The organism is Phycicoccus jejuensis (assembly GCF_044797865.1).
In the GTDB taxonomy this organism is placed as follows: domain Bacteria; phylum Actinomycetota; class Actinomycetes; order Actinomycetales; family Dermatophilaceae; genus Phycicoccus; species Phycicoccus jejuensis.
Genome location: NZ_CP085209.1, coordinates 2927701 through 2952483, shown reverse-complemented (window position 1 = coordinate 2952483; position 24783 = coordinate 2927701). Strand labels below are relative to the sequence as shown.

26 protein-coding genes are annotated in these 24783 nt (G+C 74.7%); 13 read left to right on the top strand and 13 right to left on the bottom strand.

Going from position 1 to position 24783, the window contains the following annotated elements:
* Positions 1–9: 9 nt before the first annotated feature.
* From mtnA to LG324_RS14040, 3 genes are read left to right on the top strand one after another with little or no spacing between them, the layout of a single operon-like run.
* The gene (gene mtnA, locus LG324_RS14050) at positions 10–1056 is read left to right on the top strand and encodes an S-methyl-5-thioribose-1-phosphate isomerase (protein WP_404348839.1); all 1047 of its coding nucleotides are present in this window, start codon (positions 10–12) and stop codon (positions 1054–1056) included.
* A 46-nt stretch (positions 1057–1102) separates the two neighbouring features.
* Positions 1103–1792 carry a SatD family protein gene (locus LG324_RS14045; protein ID WP_207021521.1) on the top strand — a complete coding sequence of 230 codons (690 nt, stop codon included), beginning with the start codon at positions 1103–1105 and terminating at the stop codon, positions 1790–1792.
* Complete coding sequence (locus LG324_RS14040; RefSeq protein ID WP_207021522.1) at positions 1789–2562, top strand: hypothetical protein; 774 nt, start codon at positions 1789–1791, stop codon at positions 2560–2562. Before LG324_RS14045 ends, LG324_RS14040 begins: the two co-directional genes overlap by 4 nt.
* A 7-nt stretch (positions 2563–2569) precedes the next feature.
* On the opposite strand, the gene LG324_RS14035 is transcribed toward LG324_RS14040, so the two are convergent.
* The 3 genes from LG324_RS14035 to LG324_RS14025 form a co-directional block, all read right to left on the bottom strand.
* The gene (locus tag LG324_RS14035; RefSeq protein ID WP_404348837.1) at positions 2570–3199 is read right to left on the bottom strand and encodes a class II aldolase/adducin family protein; all 630 of its coding nucleotides are present in this window, start codon (positions 3197–3199) and stop codon (positions 2570–2572) included.
* Positions 3200–3235: 36 nt separating this feature from the next.
* Complete coding sequence (locus tag LG324_RS14030; RefSeq protein WP_404348834.1) at positions 3236–3808, bottom strand: dihydrofolate reductase family protein; 573 nt, start codon at positions 3806–3808, stop codon at positions 3236–3238.
* Between the two features lie 151 nt (positions 3809–3959).
* A complete protein-coding gene (locus LG324_RS14025) occupies positions 3960–4400 on the bottom strand; it encodes an Hsp20/alpha crystallin family protein (RefSeq protein WP_030528189.1) in 441 nt (146 codons plus the stop codon).
* A 171-nt stretch (positions 4401–4571) separates the two neighbouring features.
* On the opposite strand from LG324_RS14025, the gene LG324_RS14020 reads away from it, so the two are divergent.
* The 4 genes from LG324_RS14020 to LG324_RS14005 all read left to right on the top strand — a co-directional run bounded on the left by LG324_RS14020 (position 4572) and on the right by LG324_RS14005 (position 7173).
* Positions 4572–5342, top strand: coding sequence for a thioesterase family protein (locus LG324_RS14020; protein WP_404348831.1), 771 nt, complete (start codon positions 4572–4574; stop codon positions 5340–5342).
* A 63-nt stretch (positions 5343–5405) separates the two neighbouring features.
* Complete coding sequence (locus tag LG324_RS14015) at positions 5406–5705, top strand: metalloregulator ArsR/SmtB family transcription factor (protein ID WP_342666161.1); 300 nt, start codon at positions 5406–5408, stop codon at positions 5703–5705.
* Entirely contained in the window at positions 5702–6598 is an 897-nt protein-coding gene (locus LG324_RS14010) for a cation diffusion facilitator family transporter (RefSeq protein WP_404348828.1), read from the top strand. The genes LG324_RS14015 and LG324_RS14010 overlap by 4 nt, the downstream gene beginning before the upstream one ends.
* The gene (locus LG324_RS14005) at positions 6595–7173 is read left to right on the top strand and encodes a molybdenum cofactor guanylyltransferase (protein WP_404348825.1); all 579 of its coding nucleotides are present in this window, start codon (positions 6595–6597) and stop codon (positions 7171–7173) included. Before LG324_RS14010 ends, LG324_RS14005 begins: the two co-directional genes overlap by 4 nt.
* On the opposite strand, the gene LG324_RS14000 is transcribed toward LG324_RS14005, so the two are convergent.
* From LG324_RS14000 to glnA, 3 genes are all read right to left on the bottom strand, one after another.
* Positions 7174–8283 (bottom strand): hypothetical protein, encoded by a 1110-nt coding sequence (locus tag LG324_RS14000; protein WP_404348822.1) that lies wholly within the window; start codon positions 8281–8283, stop codon positions 7174–7176.
* A gap of 250 nt (positions 8284–8533) precedes the next feature.
* Positions 8534–9361 (bottom strand): LLM class flavin-dependent oxidoreductase, encoded by an 828-nt coding sequence (locus tag LG324_RS13995; RefSeq protein ID WP_404348819.1) that lies wholly within the window; start codon positions 9359–9361, stop codon positions 8534–8536.
* 102 nt (positions 9362–9463) lie between these two features.
* Entirely contained in the window at positions 9464–10888 is a 1425-nt protein-coding gene (gene glnA, locus LG324_RS13990; RefSeq protein ID WP_404348816.1) for a type I glutamate--ammonia ligase, read from the bottom strand.
* 188 nt (positions 10889–11076) lie between these two features.
* On the opposite strand from glnA, the gene LG324_RS13985 reads away from it, so the two are divergent.
* Entirely contained in the window at positions 11077–11523 is a 447-nt protein-coding gene (locus LG324_RS13985) for a hypothetical protein (protein ID WP_404348813.1), read from the top strand.
* A gap of 21 nt (positions 11524–11544) precedes the next feature.
* On the opposite strand, the gene LG324_RS13980 is transcribed toward LG324_RS13985, so the two are convergent.
* Genes LG324_RS13980 through lipB form a run of 3 tightly spaced genes read right to left on the bottom strand, consistent with a single transcriptional unit; the run spans position 11545 to position 14051 of the window.
* Positions 11545–12270: a DUF4191 domain-containing protein gene (locus LG324_RS13980; protein WP_030528198.1), complete on the bottom strand. Its 726-nt coding sequence runs from the start codon at positions 12268–12270 to the stop codon at positions 11545–11547.
* Between the two features lie 59 nt (positions 12271–12329).
* Entirely contained in the window at positions 12330–13355 is a 1026-nt protein-coding gene (gene lipA, locus LG324_RS13975) for a lipoyl synthase (protein WP_030528199.1), read from the bottom strand.
* Positions 13356–13412: 57 nt separating this feature from the next.
* Complete coding sequence (gene lipB, locus LG324_RS13970; protein WP_030528200.1) at positions 13413–14051, bottom strand: lipoyl(octanoyl) transferase LipB; 639 nt, start codon at positions 14049–14051, stop codon at positions 13413–13415.
* A 71-nt stretch (positions 14052–14122) separates the two neighbouring features.
* On the opposite strand from lipB, the gene LG324_RS13965 reads away from it, so the two are divergent.
* Both LG324_RS13965 and LG324_RS13960 read left to right on the top strand, forming a co-directional pair.
* On the top strand, positions 14123–16411 hold the full coding sequence (locus LG324_RS13965; RefSeq protein ID WP_404348810.1) for an MMPL family transporter: 2289 nt from the start codon (positions 14123–14125) through the stop codon (positions 16409–16411).
* Complete coding sequence (locus tag LG324_RS13960) at positions 16408–17439, top strand: Gfo/Idh/MocA family protein (RefSeq protein WP_404348808.1); 1032 nt, start codon at positions 16408–16410, stop codon at positions 17437–17439. The genes LG324_RS13965 and LG324_RS13960 overlap by 4 nt, the downstream gene beginning before the upstream one ends.
* Before the next feature lie 12 nt (positions 17440–17451).
* Here the strand turns inward: LG324_RS13960 and LG324_RS13955 are convergent, their stop codons facing one another.
* The gene (locus LG324_RS13955; RefSeq protein ID WP_404348805.1) at positions 17452–18186 is read right to left on the bottom strand and encodes a Type 1 glutamine amidotransferase-like domain-containing protein; all 735 of its coding nucleotides are present in this window, start codon (positions 18184–18186) and stop codon (positions 17452–17454) included.
* Positions 18187–18270: 84 nt separating this feature from the next.
* Here LG324_RS13955 and LG324_RS13950 point away from each other — a divergent pair, with 84 nt between their 5' ends.
* The gene (locus tag LG324_RS13950; RefSeq protein ID WP_404348802.1) at positions 18271–19743 is read left to right on the top strand and encodes a protein kinase; all 1473 of its coding nucleotides are present in this window, start codon (positions 18271–18273) and stop codon (positions 19741–19743) included.
* 9 nt (positions 19744–19752) lie between these two features.
* Here the strand turns inward: LG324_RS13950 and LG324_RS13945 are convergent, their stop codons facing one another.
* Genes LG324_RS13945 through lpdA form a run of 3 tightly spaced genes read right to left on the bottom strand, consistent with a single transcriptional unit; the run spans position 19753 to position 23977 of the window.
* Complete coding sequence (locus LG324_RS13945; RefSeq protein ID WP_036829692.1) at positions 19753–20643, bottom strand: TIGR01777 family oxidoreductase; 891 nt, start codon at positions 20641–20643, stop codon at positions 19753–19755.
* A gap of 10 nt (positions 20644–20653) precedes the next feature.
* Positions 20654–22555, bottom strand: coding sequence for a 2-oxoglutarate dehydrogenase, E2 component, dihydrolipoamide succinyltransferase (gene sucB, locus LG324_RS13940; RefSeq protein WP_404348798.1), 1902 nt, complete (start codon positions 22553–22555; stop codon positions 20654–20656).
* A 39-nt stretch (positions 22556–22594) separates the two neighbouring features.
* On the bottom strand, positions 22595–23977 hold the full coding sequence (gene lpdA / locus LG324_RS13935) for a dihydrolipoyl dehydrogenase (protein ID WP_404348795.1): 1383 nt from the start codon (positions 23975–23977) through the stop codon (positions 22595–22597).
* A gap of 161 nt (positions 23978–24138) precedes the next feature.
* Here lpdA and LG324_RS13930 point away from each other — a divergent pair, with 161 nt between their 5' ends.
* The gene (locus LG324_RS13930) at positions 24139–24465 is read left to right on the top strand and encodes a hypothetical protein (RefSeq protein ID WP_404348792.1); all 327 of its coding nucleotides are present in this window, start codon (positions 24139–24141) and stop codon (positions 24463–24465) included.
* A 77-nt stretch (positions 24466–24542) separates the two neighbouring features.
* Positions 24543–24737, top strand: coding sequence for a DUF5302 domain-containing protein (locus tag LG324_RS13925; RefSeq protein ID WP_030528209.1), 195 nt, complete (start codon positions 24543–24545; stop codon positions 24735–24737).
* Positions 24738–24783 lie beyond the last annotated feature (46 nt).

Here is a 24783-nt window from a genome sequence, read left to right as displayed (position 1 = left end):
GTCGGGGGCATGAGCCTCCTCGCCCTCGAGTGGGATGCCGCCGCCGGCCGCGACGGACGCGGCGCCCTGCGCATCCTCGACCAGACCCTCCTGCCGACCGTGACCGAGCACCTCGTCGTCGAGGACGTCGACACGCTCGTCGACGCCATCGGGCGCCTCGCCGTGCGCGGGGCACCGGCGCTCGGGGTGACGGGTGCGCTCGGGGTCGTCGTCGCGATGGACCAGGCGGCGGACGAGGGGTGGGACGAGGATCGTCTCCGGCGCGAGGTCGACCGGGTGCGCGACGCCCGGCCGACCGCGGTCAACCTCGCGTGGGGCGTCGACGCCGTCCGACCTCTCGTCCCGCAGGGGCGGGCCGCCGTCCTCGAGGCGGCGCTACGGGTGGCGCGCGAGGACGAGGCGGCCAACCGCGAGCTCTCGCGCCTCGCGGCCGACTGGCTCCTCGAGCGCACGGGCAAGGAGCGGCTGCGCGTGCTGACTCACTGCAACGCGGGCGTGCTCGCGACCTCGGCGTGGGGCACCGCGCTCGGGGTGGTCCGCGAGCTCGACGCGCGCGGTCTCGTCGAGTTCGTCTACGCCGACGAGACGCGCCCGCTGCTGCAGGGGGCCCGGCTCACGGCGTGGGAGCTCGCGGCCGAGGGCATCCCGCACGCGGTCCAGGCCGACGGCGCCGCGGCGTCGACGATCATGCGCGGCCTCGTCGACTGCGCGGTCGTCGGCGCGGACCGCATCACCGCCAACGGCGACGTCGCGAACAAGGTCGGCACGCTCGGGGTGGCCCTGGCCTGCCGGGAGGCCGGCATCCCGCTGCTCGTGGCGGCGCCCTGGTCGACCGTCGACCTCGCGATGGCCGACGGCTCCGAGATCGAGATCGAGGAGCGGCCCGGGGAGGAGGTGACGATGCTCACCGGGGTGCGCGTCGCGCCCGAGGGGACGCCCGGGTTCAACCCCGCCTTCGACGTGACCCCGGCCCGCCTCGTCACGGCGGTGGCCACCGAGCGCGGGGTCGTCGAGCCCGCCGCCGGCGACCGGTTGGACGGCTCGTCCGACGGGTGATGAAGCCTCGCCCTTCAGATCGGCCACATGAAGGTATGATCTTCAGATGGCTGATCTGAAGTCCACTGCTTCACCGTGCGTGCTCATCGGTGACCTCGTCGCGTCCCGCGGGGCCGCGGACCGGCGGCGGCTCCAGGTGCGGCTCGAGGAGGCGCTCACGGCCACCGACGCGCGCTGCCCGTCGGTCTCGGGGCTGCGGACCACCGTCGGTGACGAGTTCCAGGGCACGTACGCGACGCTCGGCGCGGCCCTCGACGCCGCGCTCCGGGTCCGTCTCGAGCTGCTCCCGGAGGCCGACGTCCGGGTCGGCATCGGGCGGGGACCGGTCTCCGACCTCGACCCGGAGCGGGGGCTCGAGGACGGCCCGGGCTGGTGGGCGGCGCGAGCCGCGGTCGAGGCGGTCGAGGAGACGGCCGCCCGCGCGGCGACGCGGTGGCTGCGCACCGGCGTCCGCACCGTCGACGCCGAGGCCGACGCGATGGTCCGTGGGGGCGGTCTCGACGCGACCGGACCGGAGGCGGCCGTCACGGCGGCGCTGCTGTGTCGGGACCATCTGGTTGGCTCCCTCTCGGACCGATCCCTGCGACTCCTGCGAGGACTGATGGACCCCGAGACCACCCAGGCCGAGCTCGCGACCCGCGAGGGCGTCAGCGCGTCCGCGGTCTCGCAGCGCGTCCGTGGCGACGGCATCGGTGCCGTGCTCGCGGCGCACGAGCTCCTCCGGGTGTTGCCGTGACCTGGCTCGGGGTGTGGCTCCTCGGGGTCGGGCTCGCCGACCTCGTCCGGGGCGGCGGGGCCCATCCGTCGGCCGAGGGGCGTGCGCGCCTCGCCGGCGTGCTCGGGGTCGTCGGCGCCGCCGTGCTCGGCGGGCTCTGGTCGCCGCTCGACGTCGTCGTCCTCGCCGCCTCGCTCGTCGCGCTGCTGCTCTGGCTGCGCTGGTCGCAGCAGTCGCTGACCACCGGCAGCGGCCACGTCGCCGCCCTCGCCTCGCTCGCCGGGGGCGCGGTCTGGCTCGTCGGGCTCTCGGGGTGGGCCGGAGACGTCGGCGGCCCGCTCGCCGCCTGGCTCGGCTGGGCCCACGTCCCGGGGGTCCTCGTCGGCGTCGAGCCGGGGCAGGTCCTGCTCGTCGCCGGCCTGCTGCTGGCCAACCTCGCGACCGGCAACGTCGTCGTGCGCCTCGTCCTCGTCGCGATCGGCGCCGCGCGACCGAGCGGCCACGTCGCCTCGGCACCGGGGCCCGATGCGTCGGAGCAGCTGCGCGGCGGGCGGCTGCTCGGCCCGATGGAGCGCGTCCTCATCATCGGCCTCGGCCTCGCCGGTCAGCTCGGAGCCGCCGGGCTCGTCATCGCCGCCAAGGGCCTCATCCGCTTCCCCGAGCTGCAGAGCAAGCGCTCCGAGCGCGAGTCGGTCGACGGCGTCGGCATCGACGAGGTGACGGAGTACTTCCTCGTCGGGTCCTTCGTGTCGTGGCTGCTCGCGCTCGGCACGCTCGTCCTCGCCCGCTGAGGCCCGGTCAGACGTCGATGATGCGGCCCCGGTACTCGGCCGGGAAGTCGGCCGTCGTGTCGCCCGCGACGAGCAGCCGGTAGGTCATCGCGGCTGCCTCCTCGAGGTTGAGGGCGCGGCGCAGGGCCATCGGCACGGTGTCGCCGAGGGTCGAGCAGCCGTGGTGGGCGAGGACGACGGCGTCGTGGTCACGGGCCGCGTCGGCCGCCGCCCGGGCGAGCTCTTCGGTGCCGGAGGGGAGGAACGGCACCCGTCCGGCGGAGCCGAGGTAGTACTGGTGGTCGAGGGTCGTGAACCGGATGGGCGCCCCGAGCAGGTCGACGAGCAGGACGTGCTGCGGGTGGAGGTGGACGATGGCGCCCACGTCCGGGCGGGCCGCGTAGGTGCGGGCGTGCAGCTTCCACTCGACCGAGGGCCGCTCTGCGCCGCCGCGGTGCTCGCCGTCGAGCGACAGCTCGGCGAACTCCTCGGGACGCAGGCGGTCCAGCCACGTCCCGGTGCCGGTGACGACGAACGCGTCAGTGCCGGGCAGCCGGGCCGACAGGTTGCCGCCCGAGGCCTGGACGAGGCCGCGCTCGACGACGTGCCGACCGGTGTCGACGAGCTGCTCCAGGAGGTCGGCGCGGGTCGGGGTCACGAGGTGATCATGGCGCACGCCGGAGCGCGGGCCGGGTCAGGCGCGCACGTACCGCGTGAGGAGCACGCCGTGGGGGAGCGGGGTGCTGCTCGCGAGGCGCCACGCGGCGGGGTCGGCCGCGCCGCGCACGAGCGGCACGCCCTCGCCGAGGAGCACCGGGTTGACCTTGAGGTGCAGCTCGTCGACCTCGTCGAGCAGCTGGCCGGCGAGGTCGCCGCCGCCGCAGAGCCAGACGTCGAGCCCGTCTTCCTCGGCCTTGAGCGCCCGCACGAGGGCGACCGGGTCGTCGTGGACGACCGTGACGGTCGGGTCCTCGGGCAGGTCCTCGCGCCGGGTCACGACGTACTGCCGCAGGTGCGGGTAGGCGCTGGTCAGGCCCGCGTCGAGCGCGGGCTGGTGGGTGGCGCGACCCATGACGACGGTGTCGAAGTGCCGCGGCGGGGCGTCGACCCCGAGCGCGGCCCGCACGTGCGCCGGGCAGGTCTCCGGGTACTCCGCGAAGAGCGCCGCGAGGGTGTCGGGCGCGACCGGGAAGGCCGAGGCATCCCCGGCGGGGTCGGCGATGAAGCCGTCGAGGGAGGTCGCGACGTAGTAGACGAGGCGGCGCACGGTGCTCCTGGGGTCGGTGGTCGTGGTGCGGGGCCGGACGGCCGCCGTCGACCGTACGCGCACAGCCGGCCCCGTCGCACGCCGGTTGCTCGTGCGCAACGGACGGCGCCGCCCACGACCGTGGGCGGCGCCGCCGTGCGGACGCGTGCGCTCAGACCGTGGCCGGCTGCTTGGCCTCGGCCTCGATGCTGCGGCGCGAGCCGCTGTGGTTGACGCTGATCTTCCGGGGACGCGCCTCCTCGGCGACGGGGATGGTCAGCGTGAGGACCCCGTCGGCGTAGTCGGCCGCGATGCGGTCCAGCGCCACGCCGTGGCCGAGGGTCAGCTGTCGGGCGAAGGTGCCGGTCGGGCGCTCGTGCGAGAGCCACTGGACCTCGCCGCCCGGTGCCTCGCGGCGCTCGGCCCGGATCGTCAGCGTCCGGTCCTCGACGTCGACGTCGATCGACGCGGGGTCGACGCCGGGCAGGTCGATCCGCGCGACGAAGGCGTCGGCCGACCGCACGAGGTCCATCGGCATGGCGGTCGCCGCGGGGCGGAAGCTGCCCGTGAGCATGCGGTCGAGGTCGCGGAACGGGTCGAAGGTGGTGGCCATGGGAACCTCCTCGGGATCGGTGGCGACCGGAGTCGCCATGAGTGGTGTGCACTCAAGTTTACGCAGCGGTGTTCGCTCAGGCAAGGGGTTCGCGAGGACAGCAAGGCGGCGTTCGCGCTCGCGTGCATCGGCGTGCGTAGGGTCTGGAGGACCCGACGAGAGGACGACGGCGTGGCGTACTTCCACCGGCTGGACGAGCACACCTTCCGCGCGAGCGAGCACACCGGCGGCGCGTGGCGCGAGGACGAGCAGCACATCGCGCCGGCCCTCGGCCTCCTCGCCCACGTCGTCGAGCGCGACCGGGACGCGCGCCGCGACGACGGGCTCGTGCTCTCGCGCCTCTGCTACGACATCCTCGGGACGGTCCCGGTCGCCGAGGTGGCCACCGAGGTGCGCGTCGTCCGGCCCGGACGGACCATCGAGCTCGTCGAGGCGAGCCTCTCGCACGCCGGCCGTCCGGTCGCGCTGCTGCGGGCCTGGCTCATGGCGGAGCGCGACACGGCCGCCGTCGCCGGGACCGCGTTGCCCGGCATCCCCGGACCCGACGAGCTCCAGGCCTGGGCGCCGGGTGAGACGTGGCCCGGTGGCTTCATCGGTGGTGTCGAGGTGCGCCGCCACCTCGAGGAGCCGGGCCGCGGGTGGTTCTGGGTGCGGACGCCGGTGCCGCTCGTCGAGGGCGAGACGGTGGGTGCCACGGCGCGGGTCGCCGGCCTGCTCGACATCGCCAACGGGATGACGGTCCGTGCCGACCCACGCGAGGTGCACTACCCGAACATCGACCTCACGGCGCACCTGCTGCGTGAGCCCGTGGGGGAGTGGCTCGGCGTCGATGCGTCGATCACGTTCGGCGACAACGGCATCGGGCTGACCAGCAGCCGCCTGCACGATGCGAGGGGCCCGCTCGGGTCGCTCGCGCAGTGCGTCACGGTGCGCCCGCGCTGACGGGCTGCCGGGCCGGACGTGGCATCATGACATCTGAGCAGACGATCAGATGTCAGGAGAGACGTGGACGAGACGGACGAGATGGCCCGGGTCTTCCGGCTGCTCGGTGACCCGACGCGGGTTCGGCTGCTGCTGACGCTGCACGACGCGGGGGAGCTGTGCGTGCACGACCTCGCCGAGGCGACCCGGACGGCGGAGTCGACGGCGAGCCAGGCGCTGCGGCTGCTGCGCGCGTCGGGGGTCGTCGTCGGCCGGCGCGAGGGACGCCACGTCCACTACTCCCTCTCCGACGAGCACGTCCGCACGCTGCTCGGCGTCGCGCGCGACCACGCCCGGCACGGCGCCAGGGCGGCCACCGCGTGAGCGGCTCGCACGGCCACGGTGGGCACGCCGGCGGGCGGCACCGCTGGCGGCTGGCCGTCGCGTTCGGCCTCGTTGCGGCCTTCTTCGTCGTCGAGCTGCTCGCGGGCCTCGCGTCGGGCTCGCTGGCCCTCCTCTCGGACGCCGGCCACATGGCGGCCGACGTCGTCACGCTCGGCGCGGCGCTCGTCGCCACCCGGGTCGCGACGCGCGCGGACACGACCGGGCGGCGCACGTACGGCTCCTACCGGGCCGAGGTGTTCGCGTCGGGTTTCGCGGTGCTCGTCATGGTCGGGGTGTCGGTGTACGTCGTCATCGAGGCCCTGCGCCGCCTCGGCGCCGAGCCGGAGGTGGCCTCCGGGACGATGGTGCTCGTCGGGGCGATCGGGCTCGTCGTCAACCTCGTCTCACTCGCCCTCCTGCGCGGTGGGGCGGCCGAGAGCCTCAACGTGCGGGGCGCCTACCTCGAGGTCCTCGCCGACGCTGCTGGGTCGGTCGGCGTCATCGTGGCGGCACTGCTGGTGGGTGCGACCGGTAACCCGTGGTGGGACACCGTGGTCGCGCTGGCCATCGGCGTGTTCGTCCTCGTCCGTGCCGTGCACCTGGGGCGCGAGGTGCTGGCCGTGCTCGGCCAGCACGCCCCGGCCGGGGTCGACCCCGAGGCCGTGCGCACGGCGCTCGAGGAGGTCGACGGCGTCGTCGAGGTGCACGACCTGCACCTGTGGACGCTCACCTCCGGTATGGACGTCGCCACCGCGCACCTCGTGAGCGACGAGGCGGGGGAGGCGGTGCTGGAGCGGGCCGCCGGTGTCCTGCGCGAGCGGTTCGGGATCGCGCACGCGACGGTGCAGGTCGAGTCGCCCGGCGCCGCGGTCTGCCACGGGACCGACTGGTGACGGCGCCTCGGGAGGGCGTCCCGGTCGTCGTTCTCGCGGGCGGGTCGTCACGCCGCTTCGGGGCCGACAGGCTCGCGGCGCCCCTCGGTGGGTCGAGCGTGCTCGAGCGGGCGGTGGCGAGCATCCCGTCCGGGTGGCCGGTCGTCCTCGTCGGTCCTGCGCGCCCCTTGGCCCGTCCGGGAGCCCGATGGGTGCGCGAGGACCCTCCCGGCGGCGGTCCGCTGGCCGCGGTGCTCACGGGTCCCGCGGCGTGCGACGGCGACGTGGTCGCCGTGCTCGCCGGCGACATGCCGGCCGGTGGGGTGGTGCTGCCGTCGCTCGTCGTCGCGCTCGGTGCTGAAGAGACGGTGGGCGCCGCCGTCGCCGAGGACGACGAGGGCCGGGTCACGCCGCTGCTCGGCGTCTACCGGCGCTCGTCGTTGGCCCACCTCGGGCTCGGCACCGGCCACGGCGGCCGGGCGATGGCGCTGCTCGACGCGGGCTACGTCTCCGTCCACGTCGGGACGGCCGCGGCGCGCGACGTCGAGACGCCGCAGGCACTGGCCGAGGCCGAGGCCGACCTCACCGGGGGCTGATCAGCCCACGTTCGCCGACAGCGCGGCGTCCATCGCCCGGGCCTGGACCACGGTGAGGTAGCCCCAGCTGTGGTGCTCGAACCAGCTGGCGCCCATCCGGGCAGCCTCCCGGGAGGCCGCGAGGGCGACCGCCGCCGTGGGGCGGACGGTGCCGGCGGCCTTGCCGGGGGCGAGCGTGGCCTGGAAACCGATCGGGCGGCCGAGGTCGGCGCGCTTGTGCATCCATGAGTAGAGGTTCGGCGCGGTGGCCAGGCTGCTCGCGGCGGCGGTCCAGTCGCCGGCGCCCCAGCCGTAGTCCGTGAAGACCACGCGGCTGCCGTACTCGGCGTCCCAGGCGTTGGCGAGCGTGCGCCCCTCCGCCCAGCTGCCCTTCTCGCCACCCGCCACCGGCCAGCTGAGACGGCTGTGGAGGGGCATCTCGACGACGGTGTGCGGGAAGGCGCCGACGGTGGCGGCAAGGCCGGCTTCCTGCGCGGCGACGGCCTTGTCTTTGGTCAGGCCGGCACGGTGGAGCGCGGCGCCGGCGGCGGGGCCACCGGTGATCCACGGCTCGTCGTAGACGAGGGAGGCCCCGAACATGTTGACCGACGCGACGCGCGGGTGGTCGTCCAGGCGGGCACCGAGGGCGGCGACGAAGCGCTCGTAGGCGGCGCGGTAGCGGGGGGTCCAGTAGCGACCGACGTTGGCCCCCACCCTGTCCTTGGCGTTGGTGACGTGCGCGGTGCCGGCAGCGGACTTGAGCCACTGAGGGGCGAACTGGCCACCCTGGACGTGCAGGCGGACGACGAGGTTCGGGTCCGAGGCGAGGAGGCGGGTGATCGGCGTGAGGTCGTAGACGCCCTCCCGGGGCTCGAGGTCGGCCCAGCGGACCTTGAGCCACTGCTGGTCGACACCCCGGCGGGTGCGGTCCGTCGCGGTCGAGCCGTAGAGGCCGCCGTAGTTCGTCTTGGTCGTCGGCGTCGGGGCCGTCGCGGCGGCTGTGCCTCCGGAGGTACCGACCGACGGTGTCTGGGCGGCGCTCGCCGGCGTAGCGGTGGCGGTCCCGAGGGCAAGGGCGGCGACGGCCGTGAGGGTGCCGAGGGCAGTCGTGATCGAGGTGGTCGTGGGCACGGAGGAACTCCAGGGGTGGGGGCCGTCGCGGCGTGCGACGACCGACGGTCGTGCGGTCTCCCCCCGGCAGTCGTGCCGGTCCCTGCACCGGACACAACGGGGCGAGACGCTAGCCCGCCGCTGCCAGACCGGCCAAAACCGACCTGAGAACCACAGGCGTGTTGTCTGACGACGTGGCTGGTCAGCACCGCTGTCGCCCTCTCAGGATGGTCGACCGTCTGCGCGCTCCACGGCACGCTCGAGGGCCGGGCTACCGGCCCTCGAGCATCTCGACGACGGGCGCGAGGACGTCGGCCGCGTCGGCGCCGATGACGACGTAGCTGGCGTCGAGCTCCTCCCGTCGGCGCAGCAGCTCCTCGGCGGCGGCGACCGGGTCCTCGGGGAGGACGGCGAGGGAGTCCGCGGCCCGCAGCGCCGCCGGGTCGGTGTCGCGGACGGAGGCCATGAACGCGGCGACCCGGTCGCCGACGACGGGCACGTGGAGGGCGACCTCTACGTCGCGGACCGCGGTGACCTCGCGCACCCGGCGCGCGACGTCCGCGCGACGGTCGGTCGGGGCGTGGGCGACCGTCACCGTGTCGGCGACCTCGGCGGCGAGGGCGCGCGACAGCGGTCCTCGGACCGCGACGGCGACGGGCGTCGTGTGGGCGGCGCCGTCGAGGTCGCGGAGCGCATCGACCGTGGCCCTCAGTAGCTCCACTCCGGTCGACGGCGAGACCGGGTCTGGAACCGGGACACCGCGTTCCGCGAGGAACTCGCCCAGGCCGGGTCGGCCGGTCCCGAGGCCCAGCTCGAAGCGACCCTCGGTGAGGACGGTGAGGGAATGAGCCTCCCACGCGGTCACCCACGGCGGGCGGACCAGCGCCGCGGTGACCCAGGTCCCGACCCGCAACGGCGTCACCGCAGCTGCCATGGCCAGCGTCGCGGTGGGGGAGGGCTGCCAGCCGGGCACGTCGGGTGCGAGGACCGTGGAGTACCCCTGGTCGGCGATCCGGCGGCAGCCGTCGAGCCAGGAGCGGACGTCGTCGCCCAGCGGGGCGAGAACGCCGAAGCGGAAGGGGCGAAGAGGGGTTGGCATGGTGGGGCAGACCCTAGGGGCGGACGGTTCTCATCGGCCACCACGGGACGTGACGACGCCCCCGCCGGACGGACCGGCGGGGGCGTCGTGACGCGCGGTGGCTCAGATGTCGAAGTACATCTCGAACTCGTGCGGGTGCGGGCGGAAGCGGATCGGGTCCACCTCGTTCTTGCGCTTCCACTCGATCCACGTGGCGATGAGGTCCTCGGTGAAGACGTCGCCCTCGAGGAGGAACTCGTGGTCGGCCTCGAGCGCGTCGAGGACGGCCGGCAGCGAGCCGGGGACCTGCGCGATGGCCTCGTGCTCCTCCGGCGGCAGCTCGTAGAGGTCCTTGTCGACGGGCTCCGGCGGCTCGATGCGGTTGCGGATGCCGTCGAGACCGGCCATCAGCTGCGCCGCGAAGCACAGGTACGGGTTGGACGACGGGTCCGGGATGCGGAACTCGATGCGCTTGGCCTTCGGGCTGTCACCGGCGATCGGGATGCGGACGCAGGCGGAGCGGTTGCGGGCCGAGTACACGAGGTTGACCGGGGCCTCGTAGCCGGGCACCAGGCGGTGGTAGCTGTTGACCGTCGGGTTGGTGAAGGCGAGCAGCGCCGGGGCGTGCTTGAGCAGACCGCCGATGTACCAGCGCGCGAGGTCGGAGAGGCCGCCGTAGCCGCGCTCGTCGTAGAAGAGCGGCTCGCCGTCCTTCCAGAGCGACTGGTGGGTGTGCATGCCCGAGCCGTTGTCGCCGAAGATCGGCTTCGGCATGAACGTCGCCGTCTTGCCCTCGGCCCAGACCGTGTTCTTGACGACGTACTTGAACTTCATCATGTCGTCGCCGGACTGCAGCAGCGTGTTGAAGCGGTAGTTGATCTCCTGCTGGCCGGCGGTGCCCACCTCGTGGTGGCTGCGCTCGACGTTGAGGCCGACCTCGGCGAGGTTGAGGCAGATCTTGTCGCGGGTGTCGGCGAAGTGGTCGACCGGCGGGACGGGGAAGTAGCCGCCCTTGTAGCGGGTCTTGTACCCGCGGTTGCCGCCGTCCTCGACGCGGCCGGTGTTCCACGCGGCCTCGACGGAGTCGATGTAGTAGTAGCTGGCGTTCGCCTTGGTCTCGAAGCGCACGTCGTCGAAGACGTAGAACTCGGCCTCGGCGCCGAAGAAGGCGGTGTCGGCGATGCCCGTCGACTTGAGGTACGCCTCGGCCTTCGCGGCGATGTTGCGCGGGTCGCGGCTGTAGGGCTCACCGGTGAAGGGGTCGACGATCGAGAAGTTCATGATGAGCGTCTTCTCGGCGCGGAACGGGTCGACGTAGGCCGTCGTCGGGTCCGGGATGAGCTTCATGTCGGACTCGTGGATGGCCTGGAAGCCGCGGATCGAGGATCCGTCGAACATCTGGCCGTTGGTGAAGAAGTCCTCGTCGACCGAGGCGGCGGGCACGTTGAAGTGCTGCATGACGCCGGGAAGGTCGCAGAACCGGATGTCGACGAACGTGATGTCCTCGTCCTTGATGAAGGAGAGGACCTCGTCAGCGGAGCTGAACACTGTGTTGAACCTCCTGGTTCGGTGCAGGGGCTATGGGAGCCAGCCCTGATGGCGTTGCCGACGACGCTAGGGCGGGGCGGTTTCCCGACCGTGACCCGGATGTTTCGTCGACGTAACGCCAGCCACCGTATCAAGGCGTGGGACGACGCGCCCGAAGCGTGGAACGCGTCGCCGCGTACGCTGGTGGCGTGCCGCCGACCTCCACCCCGCCGAGCCCCACCGCGACCCCGGCGGACGCCACGCTGCTGCGCCGCTTCGTCGGCTTCGTCGTCGACTGGACGCTCAGCGCCCTCGTGACCTTCCTCGTCCTGCCCTTCGACCTCGCCCAGCCGGGGGAGACCCCGCCGATGGTCCTCGGCCTGCCGACGAGCAGCTGGGCCGTCGCCGGCGTCTACGTCGTGCTGAGCACCGTGCTCGTCTCGGTCACCGGCTCGAGCGTCGGCCACCGGCTCGTGGGTCTGCAGGTGTGGCAGGTGCGCCGGCGGGTCTTCCCGCTCCAGGTGCTCCTGCGCTCGGTGCTCGCCGCGCTCGTCCTCCCGGCGCTGTTCACCGCCGGCGGCCGCGGCCTGCACGACCTCGCCGCGGGCACCCGCATCGTCCGGCCGGGGGTGCCGGTCACGCCGCCCGCCGCCTGAGCGGCGCGGGCGCGCGAGCCGTCAGCGGCCCCGCATCGCCTTGCGGTCCATGCGCGCCTTCGTCGGGTCGATGCCCTTGGGCACCGGGGGCTTGAGGCCGCCGAGGGACTTCAGGCGCTTGTTGACGACCGACACCTCGGCCTTGGTGAGCACCGGACGCATCCGGGTCAGCTTGCCGGAGATCTTCTTGACGGGGACCTGGTCCTCGCCGTCGCCGACGGTCCACAGGTGGACGGGCACGCCGGGGGCGACCCGGGCGACCTTCTTCTCCTCCTGCTTGAGCAGCTTGGCGACGCGCCCGGCGGGGCCCTCGCCGATGAGGACGACGCCCGGGCGGCCGAGGGCGCGGAAGACCATCGCGGCGCCGGCCATGTCCTGGGCCCGCGTCCCGCGCGCGCCCTCCATCGCCACCGGCTCCTGCGCGGCGTACCAGCCACGCCGGCCCATGCCGGTCAGGGCGGCACCGGCGGCGCCGACCTGCCCGTCGAGCGCCTTGTACATCGCCGTGTTGCCGCGGCGGTTCATGACGATGACGGCGGCGAGGAACGCCGAGGGGATGGCGATGATGGCCGCGTAGATCAGCCAGCCGCCGCCGAAGATCGCGCCGATGCCGACGATGACCGCCGCCGTGAGCAGCGCGGCCCCGAGCATCCACCACCCGAGCTTCGGGTCGAGCGACTTGATCGCCTGGTAGGCCTGCCGGATCTCGGCGATGCGGCCCTGCTTCTTCTCGGGTGCGTCGGACACGGGGGAGGTGCTCCTGGTCGAGGACGGTGCGGTCGCCCGCGAGTGCGGGGACGCGGGCCTCAGGATACGGGCCGGGCCGCCTTGGCGACCAACGACGCCGCCTCCTGGCGAGCGGGGTCGTTCGCGGCCTGCGCTAGGTGCGCGAGGTGCTCGGGGATCGGACGGCCCCAGCGGCGCATCGCCGTGGCCCAGAGGCGGCCGGCGCGGTAGGACGAGCGGACGAGCGGCCCGGCCATGACGCCCTTGAACCCGACCTCGTCGGCGACCTCGGACCAGTGGACGAACTCCTCGGGCTTGACCCACCGGTCGATCGGGTGGTGCAGCGGCGAGGGGCGCAGGTACTGCGTGATCGTCAGGATGTCGCAGCCCGCGTCGTGGAGGTCGCGGATGGCCTCCTCGATCTCGTGGTCCTCCTCGCCCATCCCGAGGATGAGGTTGGACTTGGTGACCAGACCGGCCTCGCGGGCCATCGAGAGGACCTTGAGGGACTTCTCGTAGGTGAACGCGGGCCGGATGCGGCGGAAGATGCGCGGCACCGTCTCGAGGTTGTGCGCGAAGACCTCCGGCCGCGCGTCGAAGACCTGCCCCACGAGCTCCGGCTTCGCGCCGAAGTCGGGCGGGAGGATCTCGACGCCCGTGTTGGGGTTGAGCGCGTGGATCTGCCGGATGGTGTCGGCGTAGAGGCCGGCCGCGCCGTCGGCGAGGTCGTCGCGCGCGACACCGGTGACGGTGGCGTAGCGCAGCCCCATCGTCGCGACCGACTCCGCGACCCGGCGCGGCTCGTCGAGGTCGAGCGGCTGCGGGCGCCCGGTGGCGATGTCGCAGAAGTCGCAGCGGCGCGTGCAGGTGTCACCGCCGATGAGGAAGGTCGCCTCGCGGTCCTCCCAGCACTCGAAGATGTTGGGACACCCGGCCTCCTGGCACACGGTGTGCAGGCCCTGGCCCTTCACCATCGAGTGGATCTGGGTGTACTCCGGCCCCATCCGGGCCGTGGTGCGGATCCACTCGGGCTTGCGCTCGATCGGGGTCTCGGCGTTGCGCGCCTCGACCCGCAGCAGGCGGCGTCCCTCGGGTGCGACAGTCACGCGTTCCAGCCTACGCTCCGGTCCCGACAGCCCGGGACGGCGGTGCGGGGAGGGTGCTCAGGCGCGGCCCAGGACGTCGGCGAGGTGCTTCTCCGCGTAGGGCAGGACGTCCTGGACGGTGACCGTGCGCCCGGCCTCGCGGGAGATCGACGAGACGCCCGCGTCGGCGATGCCGCACGGGATGATGGCGTCGGCCCAGCCGAGGTCGGCGTCGCAGTTGAGCGCGAAGCCGTGCATCGTCACCCGACGGCTGACCCGGACGCCGATGGCCCCGAGCTTGCGGTCCGGGCCGCGCTCGTCGGCGAGCACCCACACGCCGCTGCGGCCCTCGACCCGGACGACCTCGACGCCGAAATCAGCGCAGGTCCGGATCATCACCTCCTCGAGGCGACGCACGTGCGCGACGACGTCGATCGGCACCTCGGGCAGCCGGACGACCGGGTAGCCGACGAGCTGCCCGGGGCCGTGCCAGGTGATCTTGCCGCCACGGTCGACGTCGATGACGGGCGTGCCGTCGACCGGGCGCTCGTGCGGCTCGGTGCGCTTGCCGGCCGTGTAGACCGCGGCGTGCTCGAGCAGCAGGGTCGTGTCCTCGAGGGTGCCGTCGACGACCTGCGCGTGCACCTCGCGCTGGGTGGCCCACCCGGCCTCGTAGTCGACGAGGTCGGGGGCGAAGCCGAGGTGCACGAAGCGCATGGCGCCCACGGTACGCCGGGGCCGGGGCGGACCCGGCGGACGGCCCGCCCGGACCTCAATACGCTGGGTCCATGAGTGCGGACACCGACACCCCCGAGGCCCCCGCCGACGACCCCCGGGCGAAGGCCCGGCGTCCCCGCTGGGCCCTGCTCGGCGCGGTCGCCGTCGTCCTGCTCTGGCTGCTCGTCGGCGGCATCGGCGGGCAGGCCCAGGGCAAGCTCGCCGGCGTCCAGTCCAACGACAACTCGACCTTCCTCCCCGCGCAGGCGGAGTCGACCCTCGTCAGCGACGCCGTCGCACGCTTCAGCGAGAGCACCGAGCTGCCCTACCTCGTCGTCGTCGAGCGGACCGGCGGCGGGCGCCTGGACGCCGGCGACCTCGAGGCGGTGCAGCGCTTCGCCGAGTCGGTGCCCTCCCTCGAGCTGCCCGGCCTCGGGGCCGGCCGGACGCTCGGTGACTACCTCGTGCCCGGGTCGCAGGTCGTGCCCGTCCCCGCCCAGGACGGCGAGGCGGTGCTCGTGTCGGTCCCGCTCGACGGCACGACGGGTACCGCGGCCTCCGGGGAGACGACGCCGCTCGCCGAGGGCGCGGACGCCCTGCGCGAGGCACTGCGCACGGACCTCGCGGCCGACGGGCTCGAGGGGTACGTCGGCGGCCCGGGCGGGCTCATCGCCGACTTCTCCGAGGCGTTCGCCGGGATCGACGGGATCCTCCTGCTCGTCGCGCTCGTCGTCGTCCTCGTCATCCTGCTCGTCGTCTACCGCAGCCCGATCCTGCCGATCGCGGTGCTCGTCAGCGCGGTGCTCGGCCTGTCGGCCGCGGCGGCGGTCGTCTACCAGCTCGCGAAGAACGACGTCATCACACTGTCGGGCCAGTCGCAGGGCATCCTCTTCATCCTCGTCGTGGGCGCCGCCACCGACTACGCGCTCCTGCTCGTCAGCCGCTTCAAGGAGGCGCTGCACGACGAGGAGAGCTCGTGGGTCGCGCTGAAGAAGGCCTGGCGCGGCGCCGTCGAACCGGTCGGCGCGTCCGCGGCGACGGTCATCATCGGCCTGCTCTGCCTCCTGCTCGCCGAGCTGCGCAGCACCTCGGGCCTCGGCCCGGTCGGCGCCCTCGGCATCGCCGGCGCGCTCCTCGCGTCCCTCACCTTCCTGCCCGCCGTGCTCCTGCTCTTCGGCCGCCGCATCTTCTGGCCCTTCGCCCCGAAGGTCGACCACGCCCACGCCGAGGACGTCGTCGGCTCCGCCCGCGGCGTCTGGGGCCGGGTCGCCCGCCTCGTCGGCACGCACCCGCGCCGTACCTGGGTCGTCACCCTCGTCGCGCTGCTCGCGGCGGCGGCGTTCGTCCCCACCTTCAAGGCCGGCGGTGCCTCCATCGAGGAGACCTTCCTCACCGAGGTCGACTCCATCACCGCGCAGGAGGTCATCGCGGAGCACTTCGCGGCCGGCGCGGCCCAGCCGCTCCAGGTCGTCGTGCCGCAGGCCGACGCGGACGCGGCGCTCGAGCTCGTCTCGAAGGACCCCGGCATCGACTCGGCCTACCTCGGGCTCGTGCCCCCGCAGCCCGGCCAGGACGCCCCGCCGCCGAAGGTCGTCGACGGCGACGTGCTCCTCCAGGCGACGACGAAGGACGCGGCCGACAGCGCGGGCGCGGAGGACACCGTCGAGCGGCTGCGCACCGACCTCGACGCCGTCAGCCCGGACGCGCTCGTGGGGGGCAACGCGGCCACCAACCTCGACGTCCTCGACGCCAGCGCGCGCGACCTGCGCGTCATCGTCCCGACGATCCTCGCGGTGATCTTCGTCATCCTCGCGCTGCTCCTGCGCTCGCTCGTCGCGCCCCTCGTCCTCGTCGTCGGCAACGTCGTGTCCTTCGGCGCCACGATCGGGATCTCGGCCCTCGTCTTCGACCACGTGCTCGGCTTCACCGGCGGCGACCCCGCGATCCCGTTGTACGGCTTCGTGTTCCTCGTCGCGCTGGGCATCGACTACTCCATCTTCCTCATGACGCGGGTGCGCGAGGAGTCGCTCGTGCGCGGCACCCGGCCGGGCGTGCTCGTCGGCCTCGCCGTGACCGGCGGTGTCATCACGAGCGCGGGGATCGTCCTCGCGGCGACCTTCTCCGCGCTGTCGGTGCTGCCCATCCAGTTCCTCGTCCAGATCGCGTTCATCGTCGGCTTCGGCGTGCTGCTCGACACCTTCGTCGTCCGGTCGCTCCTCGTGCCCGCGATGGCCCACGACCTCGGACCGCGGGTGTGGTGGCCGGCGCGGCTCGTCGCCGACGGCGGACGGTCCGGGCCGGGGCACCACGCGGCCGGGGCCCACCCGCCGGCCACCGAGCCGGCGGAGGGATCGCGATGACGCGGGTCGGGTTGGCGGGCTTCGGTTTCGCCGGGCGCGACATCCACGCGCCGCGCCTGCGGGAGGCGGGCCTCGACGTCGTGGCCGTCTCGACGCGGGACGCCGCGCGGGTGGCGGCCGCGCGCTCCGACCTGCCCGGCGTCGAGGTCGTCGCCGACCTCGACGCGCTGCTCGCGGTCCCGGGCCTCGACCTCGTCGTGCTCGCCACCCCGAGCGGTGGCCACGCGGAGCAGGTGCGGGCCGTCGTCGACGCCGGCGTCGCCTGCGTCGTCGACAAGCCGCTCGCCGTCGACGCAGCCTCGGCCGCGGACGCGGTGCGGTACGCCGCGCGGGCCGGCGTGCCCCTCACCGTCTTCCAGAACCGGCGCTACGACCCGGAGCACGTGACGCTGGCGAAGGTCGTCGCCGACGGCCTCGTCGGGGAGCCGTTCCGCTACGAGATGCGCTGGGAGCGTTGGCGTCCCGTGCCGAAGGACCGCTGGCGCGAGAACGCCCCGCCCGAGGAGGGCGGTGGGCTGCTGCTGGACCTGCACACGCACCTCGTCGACGCCGCCGTCCGGCTGTTCGGCCCGGTGCGCTCGGTCGTGGCCACCGCGCACGCCCGCACCACCCGGGCGGAGGACGACGCGTTCCTCCTCTGCCGGCACGCCGGGGGAGTGGAGTCGCACCTCTCGGCCACGTCGCTCGCGGGGGCGCCGGGCCCACGGATCCGGTTGCTGGGCACCGCCGCCGCGTTCGTCCTGGCCGACTTCGAGGGCGAGGCGCACCCGTGGTCGGCACAGTCCGACCTCGACGCGGACCACGCCGGCTGGCTGTACCGCGGTGACGAGCGCCAGCCCGTCGCCCGCGTGTCGAGCAGCCAGGCGGACCTCTACCGCGCCGTCGCCGCCGCGCTGTCGGCCGACGACCCGCAGGCCGCGATGCCCGTCGACCCGTGGGACGCCGTCCACGTCCTCTCGGTCGTCGACGCGGCCCGCGCCTCGGCGCGCGAGGAGCGGGTGGTCGCGGTCGTCGACCCACCGCGCTGACCCGGGTCCCGTTCAGGGAGAGGGCAGCCGGCGCGGCTCGAGCCGCTCTTCGTGGGCCCGGTCGCCGTCCCGGGTGACGATGTAGGCGCCCTTGCCGTCGCGCTCGGACAGCGCCTCGACCAGCTCCGTGCCGCGGTAGACGAGGCCGACGCCGTCGTCGGTGCAGTGCGTCTCGGGCAGGGTGCCGTCGGCGACCAGCGAGTGCACCAGCGGTCGGCGCCGCTCCTCCGAGTCGTAGTGGACGCCGTTGCCGTACGGCAGCAGCCCGAGGCCGTTGGTCACCGCGCGCAGCTCGGGGCCGAAGGAGTCGGTCGTGCCCCCGACGTACCAGCAGATCGAGCCGGCCGACACCCCGGCGAGCACGACCCCGGCCTCCCAGGCCGCGCGCATCGCGGGGCGGAGGTCGTGCACGTCCCAGACCGCCAGCAGGTTCGCCACGGAGCCGCCGTTGACCCACACGACGTCCTGCTCGAGGAGGAGGGCCGCGGGGTCCTCGTGGTTGGGCATGGGGAAGAGCGACAGGACGCTGACGTCGAACCCGGCCACCCGGCCGGCCTCGAGTGCGCGGAACGAGAACGCCTCCGGGTCGCCCGAGGCCGTGCCGACGAACGCGACCCGGGGCCGTCGGCCGTGGGCGCCCGAGAGCTCGACGGCGTGGTGGACGAGGGCGTCGAGCTCGAACCAGGTGCGGTGCCCGGGCCGGTAGCCGCCCGAGGTGGCGAGGATCGTCGGCGCGTCGGTGGTCATCGCGCCACCCTAGGGGCCGGGCGGGCGATGACGTCTGTGGAAAACTCCGCTGGCGTCCTCGTCGGGTCGGGCACGGTGGTGGCCATGGAGACGACGCAGGCGCCGGCCGTCCCGGGCTTCGGGATCGGGCGGCTGCTGGGCAGCGGAGGCACGGCGCACGTCTGGGAGGCGGTGCGCCTGACCGACGGGCGGCGCGTGGCGCTCAAGGTGTCGCACGCCGACCCGGAGGCCGCCGAGGCCGCGGTGCGCGAGGCGGCGGTGTCGAGCCGCGCGGCCGCCGAGCACGTCGTGCGGGTCGAGGCGTGCCTGACGCTGCCCGACGCCCGCGTGGCGCTCGTCATGCCCCTGATGCGCGGGGGCTCGCTGGCGGCCCTCGTCGGCGCCAGGGGTCACCTCGGGCCCGGTGAGGTCGTCACCGTGCTCGCCCCTCTCGCCGAGGCCCTCGGGCGGCTGCACGCGGCCGGCGTGGTGCACGGCGACGTGTCGCCCGGCAACGTCCTGCTCGACCTCGACGGCCGCCCGGCCCTCGCCGACCTCGGCCTCGGACGCGTGCTGGGGGAGGCGCCGGCCGCCGTCTGGGGGACGCCCGGCCACCTCGCCCCGGAGGTGCTGCTCGGAGCCGCCCCCACCCCCGCCGCCGACGTCTACGCCCTCGGCGCGCTCGGCTGGCTCTGCCTCGCCGGCGAGGTGCCCGGTGCGCCCGGGCTGCGGCCCTCGCTCGCGGAGGTGAGCCGGGCGGGTGCGGGCTCGGAGGCGGTCGTCGCGGCGCTCGAGGCGGCGGTCCACCCCCGTCCGGAGGAGCGCCCGGGGGCCGACGAGCTCGCGTGCCTGCTCTTCGCGGCCGCCCGGCCGGAGCCGTTGCGCCTGCGGGTCGGCGGTGACGACGAGAGCGCGGTGACCTACCGGCTGCGCGCCGCGGCGGGCCGGCCGCCCGTCCCGCCCGCGGTGCAGCGGGGGAGGCACCGGGCGACGGCGCCGCGGGCCGGCGGCCGCCTCCGGGTCGTGCGTGCCGCGGGCCTCGGCGCCTGCGCCCTCGGCCTCGTGGCGGCGCTCGTCGTGGCCGGGGTCCTCGTCGGCCGCGACGACCCCGCGCGGGCGTCGGTCCCGGCCGCGGCACCGAGCGCGGCACCGAGCGCCGAGCCGGCGGCCACGGACGACCCGCGCCTGGACCCCCTCGCCCCCGTGCAGCGGCCGCAGGAGCTGCTCACCGTGCTCGCCGACGAGCGGGCGGCCGCCTACCGCGCCGCGGACGCCGCCCGGCTGGACGCCGCCGAGACCACGGCCGGGGCCCTGCACCGCCGCGACGCCGCCGCGGTGCGCACGCTGCGCGCGGCGGGCACGCGCTACGAGGGGCTGCGCTACCGGGTCACCGACGTGGCGGTGCGCTCCGCGGGAGCCGACCGGGCGGTGCTCCGGGCCACGGTGGGGGTGGGCGCACACCGCGTCGTCCGCCCGGGCGACGACACCGACGTCACCGCTGTCCCCGGGGAGCCGGTGCTCGTCGAGGTCGTCCGGACCGCGGACGGATGGAGGCTCGAGGCGCTGCGCGCGACGTGAGCGCCGCGCTCAGGCCACCAGCCAGCGGGCCGCGGTGTCGAGGTCCCCGTGCTCGTGGACGAAGCCGCTCGCGACGAGGGCCTCCCCGACGATGCGCTGGCTGCCCATGATCTCGCCGGCGAACTCGCCGACGACCAGCCGCAGCGCCGGCGTCGGGGCGGGCAGCACGGCCGGCCGGTGCAGGGCGCGCCCGAGGGCGGCCGCGACGTCCTTCTGCCGGGCCGGGGTGGGACCGGCGAGGTTGACCGGTCCGGTGACCTCCGGGTGGTCGAGCAGGTGCAGCAGCGCGCGGACCTCGTCGACGAGGGTGATCCACGGCCAGAACTGGCGGCCGAGGCCGAGCGGGCCGCCGAGCCCGAGCCGGGCCAGGCGCAGCAGCGGGGCCATCGCGCCACCGTCACGGGCCATGACGATCCCGGTGCGCGCGAACGCGACCGAGGCCCCGGCGTCCACCGCGGCAGCCGCGGAGGCCTCCCACGCGAGGACGACGTCGGCGAGGAAGCCGGTGCCGGCCGGGTTGGCCTCGGTCAGCTCCTCGTCACCGCGGTCGCCGTAGAAGCCGACGGCCGACCCGGACACCAGGCGGACCGGGTGGTCGGCCGCCGCGACGGCCCCCGCGACCGCGGTCGTCGAGTCGGTCCGCGAGGCGAGGATCTCGCGCTTGTAGGCGGGGGTCCACCGCTTGTCGCCGACCCCCGCGCCGGCCAGGTGGACGACGCCGTCGACGCCGTCGAGGACGGCCGGGTCGAGATGGCGGCTCGCGGGGTCCCAGCGGACCTCGTCGGCGGCCGCGGGGGCGCGCCGGACCAGCCGGACCGGCTCGTCGCCGCGCTCACGGAGCGCGGCGACGAGCGCGGTGCCGATCAGCCCGGACGAGCCGGTGACGACGATGCGGCTCACGGCGGGCGCGTCAGAGACCGAGGTCGGCCTCGAACGCCCCTTCCTCGAGTCGCTGCTTCATCGTCGTGAGGAAGCGCGCGGCGTCGGCGCCGTCGACGATGCGGTGGTCGTAGGACAACGCCAGGTAGACCATCGAGCGGATCGCGATCGTCTCGCCACCGTCCTCGGCCGTCACGACGACGGGCCGCTTGACGACGGCGCCGGTGCCGAGGATGCCGACCTGCGGCTGGTTGATGATCGGGGTGTCGAACAGCGCACCGCGCGAGCCCGTGTTGGTGATCGTGAAGGTCCCGCCCGCGAGGTCGTCGGGCATGATCTTGTTGCTCCGCGTCCGGTTCGCGAGGTCGGCGATCCCGCGGGCCAGGCCCGCGATGTTGAGGTCGCCGGCGTTCTTGAGGACCGGGACGATGAGCCCCTTCTCGGTGTCGACCGCCATGCCGAGGTTCTCGGTGCCGTGGTAGGTCACCTGGTCGTCCTCGATGCTCGCGTTGACGGTCGGGTGCGCCTTGAGCGCCTCGACCGCGGCGAGGGCGAAGAACGGCAGGAAGCTGAGCTTCGTGCCCTCGCGCTGCGCGAAGTCGGCCTTGGCCCGGTCGCGCAGCCGCGCGATGCGGGTGACGTCGACCTCGACGACCGTCGTCAGCTGCGCCGAGACCTGGAGGGACTCGACCATGCGACGCGCGATCGTCTTGCGCAGGCGCGACATCGGCTGCGTCGTGCCGCGCAGGCCGTTGTCGGCGGCCGGCTTCGCCGCGGCCGCCGGGGCCGAGGACGACGACGGCTGGGACGCGGGCGCCGCGGCGGGGGCCTCGGGCTCGGGCTCCGGGGCCTTCTTGGCCTCGGCGGCGGCGAGGACGTCCTGCTTGCGGATGCGCCCGCCGATGCCCGTGCCGGTGACCGACGCGAGGTCGATGCCGTGGTCGGCGGCGAGCTTGCGCACGAGCGGGGTGACGTAGCTGCTCGCGTCGGACTCGTTCTCGCGCGGGGTCGGCGCGGTCGAGGTCGAGGACGACGGCGCGGTGGTCGCGGCCGGGGCCTCGTCGGCCGCGGCGGCGGCCTCGTCCGGCTTCTCCTGCGGGGGAGCCTCGTCGGCCGGGGCCGGCGCGGGCTCGTCCTGCTGGGCCGGCTGCTCCGGCTCGGGCTCGGGGGCCTCCTCCTTCGCGGGGGCCTCCTCGGCCTGCGCGGGAGCCTGCTCGGGCTCGGCGGCCGGGGCGGACCCGCCGCCGGACCCGCCGACGACGGCGAGGTCGGCGCCCACGGGCACGGTCTCGTCCTCCTGGACGAGGATCTTGGTCAGCGTGCCGGCCACCGGCGAGGGGATCTCGGTGTCGACCTTGTCGGTCGAGACCTCGAGGAGCGGCTCGTCGACGGCGACCTCGTCGCCCTCGGCCTTGAGCCAGCGGGTGACGGTGCCCTCGGTGACGGACTCGCCGAGCGCGGGCATCTGGACGGTCGTGCCGTCGCCGGACCCGCCGGAGGAGCCCTCCGAGGACGGCGCGGGCTGCTCCTGCGCGCCATCGTCGGACTGCGGCTCGGCCGGCTCCTGGCCGCCCTCGTCGCCGGCCTCGGCGACCGCGTCGGTGTCGGCCGGGTCGGCCACCTCGTCGGAGGGCCCGTCGGAGGAGGACTGCTCCTGCGACTGCTCGGGGGCGGAGTCGCCACCGCCGGAGGCCGGCCCGTCACCGATGACGGCGAGGTCGGCGCCGACCGGGACGGTGTCGTCCTCCTGGACGAGGATCTCCTGGAGCGTGCCGGCGACCGGCGAGGGGATCTCGGTGTCGACCTTGTCGGTCGAGACCTCGAGCAGCGGCTCGTCGACCGCGACCTCGTCGCCGACACCCTTGAGCCACCGCGTCACGGTCCCCTCGGTCACGGACTCGCCGAGTGCGGGCATCTGTACACGTTCCGACATCAGTGGTGCTCTCCTTCGTGGGCGGTGGCGGTCATCACTCTAGTTGTGTGCGTGCAGGGGCTTGCCGGCGAGCGCCAGGTGCGCCTCGCCGAGGGCCTCGTTCTGGGTCGGGTGGGCGTGCACGAAGGGCGTGACGTCCTCCGGGTGGGCCTCCCAGCCCACGATCAGCTGGGCCTCGCCGACCTGCTCGCCCATCCGGGAGCCGACCATGTGGACCCCGACGACGGGGCCGTCGGTGACCCGCACCAGCTTGACGAAGCCCTGGGTGCCGAGGATCTGGCTCTTGCCGTTGCCACCGAGGTTGTACTCGTAGGCCTCGACGGCGTCGCCGTGGACCTCGCGGGCCTGCTCCTCGGTGAGACCGACGGACGCGACCTCGGGGTCGCAGTAGGTGACCCGGGGGATGGTGGACTCGACGACGGGGGCCGGCTCGAGCCCGGCGATCGACTCGGCGACGAAGATGCCCTGCGCGAACCCACGGTGCGCGAGCTGCAGGCCGGGGACGATGTCGCCGACCGCCCACAGGCCCTCGACGCCGGTGCGGCAGCGCTCGTCGGTGACGACGAAGCCACGCTCGACCGTGGCACCGGCCTCCTCGTACCCGAGCCCGTCGGTCACCGGGCCGCGCCCGACGGCGACGAGTAGGAGGTCGGCCTCGAGCTCGGTGCCGTCCTCGAGGCGGACGGCGACGGCGTCGGCGCCGTCGGTCGCGGAGGCGAAACGGGCGCCGGTGCGGACCGTGATGCCGCGCTTGCGGAAGGCCCGCTCGAGCGCCTTGCTGGAGGCGGGGTCCTCGGCGGCGACGAGCCGGGGGAGGGCCTCGACGACGGTGACCTCGGAGCCGAACGAGCGCATGACGGAGGCGAACTCGACGCCGATCACCCCGCCCCCGAGGACGACGACGCGGCCGGGGACCTCGTCGAGGCCGAGCGCCTGGTCGCTCGTCACGACGCGGCCGCCGAGCTCGAGCCCGGGCAGCGTGCGGGCGTAGGAGCCGGTGGCGAGCACGACGTGGCGCCCGACGAGCCGGCGGTCGCCGACGACGACGGTGTGCGGGCCGTCGAGCCGGCCGGTGCCCTCGACGTACTCGACCTTCCGCCCGGAGACGAGCCCCTGGAGGCCCTTGTGCAGCCGGGCCACGACGCCCTCGCGGTAGGCCGTGACGGCCGGGAGGTCGACGCCCTCGAAGGTCGCCCGCACACCGAAGCGGCCCGCCTCGCGCGCCGCGTCCGCGACCTCGGCGGCGTGCAGCAGGGCCTTGGTCGGGATGCAGCCGCGGTGCAGGCACGTCCCGCCGAGGAGGTCCTTCTCGACGAGGGCGACCGAGAGGCCGAGCTCGGCGGCGCGCAACGCGCAGGCGTACCCGCCGCTCCCTCCTCCGAGGACGACGACGTCGTGGGTGGCTTCGGCGGTGGCCGGCATGCTGCTCCGTTCTCGCGGTGGCGGTCGGTGGGCACGGCGGCGCTGGGGGTGGGCGCGCCGGCCACGTCCCGCATCCTGTCACCCCCGCGGGCCCGCGCACGAGGTGGCGACGCGTGGCGGACGCACAGGGAGAGGGCAGGTGGCTCGCCTATCGTGTGCGCATGGCGTGGTGGAGACGAGGCCGGCGCGGTGGCGCCGCACCGCACGACGGCAGCGACCTCGCGAGTGCGCGTGCCCACCTGGAGGAGTTCGTGGGCACGCGGCGCGGGGTCGAGGCGTACGTGGAGCCGGCGACCAACGTGACCGCGACGACCGTCGTGCTCATCGCGCACGACGGCGAGTGGACCCGCCGCGCCCTGCCATCACGCCCTCAGGCCTTCGAGGTCGCCCGCAACCTGCAGGTGCCCGTCTACGACGTCAACCTCACCGGCTACCCGGCGCGGATGCGGGCCTGGACCGCGCGGCAGCGGCGCGACGAGCGCGGCTGAGCGAGAACCCGGTGGCCTCGCGCGCCCCGGCGTGGCACGGTGGGGGACCCGATCCCGAGCACCCCGAAGGAGCCGTCATGGCCGCCAAGGACCGACCCCGCGCCGCCGTCCCCGACGACGTCAAGGCCCGCTTCCGGGCGGCCCTGGACAAGAAGCAGGCCCACGGCGGCACCGACGTCTCAGACTCCTCCGAGCACGGCAAGGTCGACCACGCGCACGGCCCGGAGACCAGTGCCCGCCAGCAGATGTTCCGGCGCAAGAGCGGCGGCTGAGCGCCACCCTCCACGACGCGAGCACGGCGGGCACCCCGTCCGGGGT

Coding starts and splice junctions, on each gene's coding strand:
- mtnA (WP_404348839.1), top strand. CDS start 10: ATGAGCCTCCTCGCCCTCGAGTGGGATGCCGCCGCCGGCCGCGACGGA.
- LG324_RS14045 (WP_207021521.1), top strand. CDS start 1,103: ATGGCTGATCTGAAGTCCACTGCTTCACCGTGCGTGCTCATCGGTGAC.
- LG324_RS14025 (WP_030528189.1), bottom strand. CDS start 4,400: ATGGCCACCACCTTCGACCCGTTCCGCGACCTCGACCGCATGCTCACG.
- LG324_RS13995 (WP_404348819.1), bottom strand. CDS start 9,361: ATGCCAACCCCTCTTCGCCCCTTCCGCTTCGGCGTTCTCGCCCCGCTG.
- lipB (WP_030528200.1), bottom strand. CDS start 14,051: ATGCGCTTCGTGCACCTCGGCTTCGCCCCCGACCTCGTCGACTACGAG.
- LG324_RS13965 (WP_404348810.1), top strand. CDS start 14,123: ATGAGTGCGGACACCGACACCCCCGAGGCCCCCGCCGACGACCCCCGG.
- LG324_RS13960 (WP_404348808.1), top strand. CDS start 16,408: ATGACGCGGGTCGGGTTGGCGGGCTTCGGTTTCGCCGGGCGCGACATC.
- LG324_RS13955 (WP_404348805.1), bottom strand. CDS start 18,186: ATGACCACCGACGCGCCGACGATCCTCGCCACCTCGGGCGGCTACCGG.
- LG324_RS13950 (WP_404348802.1), top strand. CDS start 18,271: ATGGAGACGACGCAGGCGCCGGCCGTCCCGGGCTTCGGGATCGGGCGG.
- sucB (WP_404348798.1), bottom strand. CDS start 22,555: ATGTCGGAACGTGTACAGATGCCCGCACTCGGCGAGTCCGTGACCGAG.
- lpdA (WP_404348795.1), bottom strand. CDS start 23,977: ATGCCGGCCACCGCCGAAGCCACCCACGACGTCGTCGTCCTCGGAGGA.
- LG324_RS13930 (WP_404348792.1), top strand. CDS start 24,139: ATGGCGTGGTGGAGACGAGGCCGGCGCGGTGGCGCCGCACCGCACGAC.
- LG324_RS13925 (WP_030528209.1), top strand. CDS start 24,543: ATGGCCGCCAAGGACCGACCCCGCGCCGCCGTCCCCGACGACGTCAAG.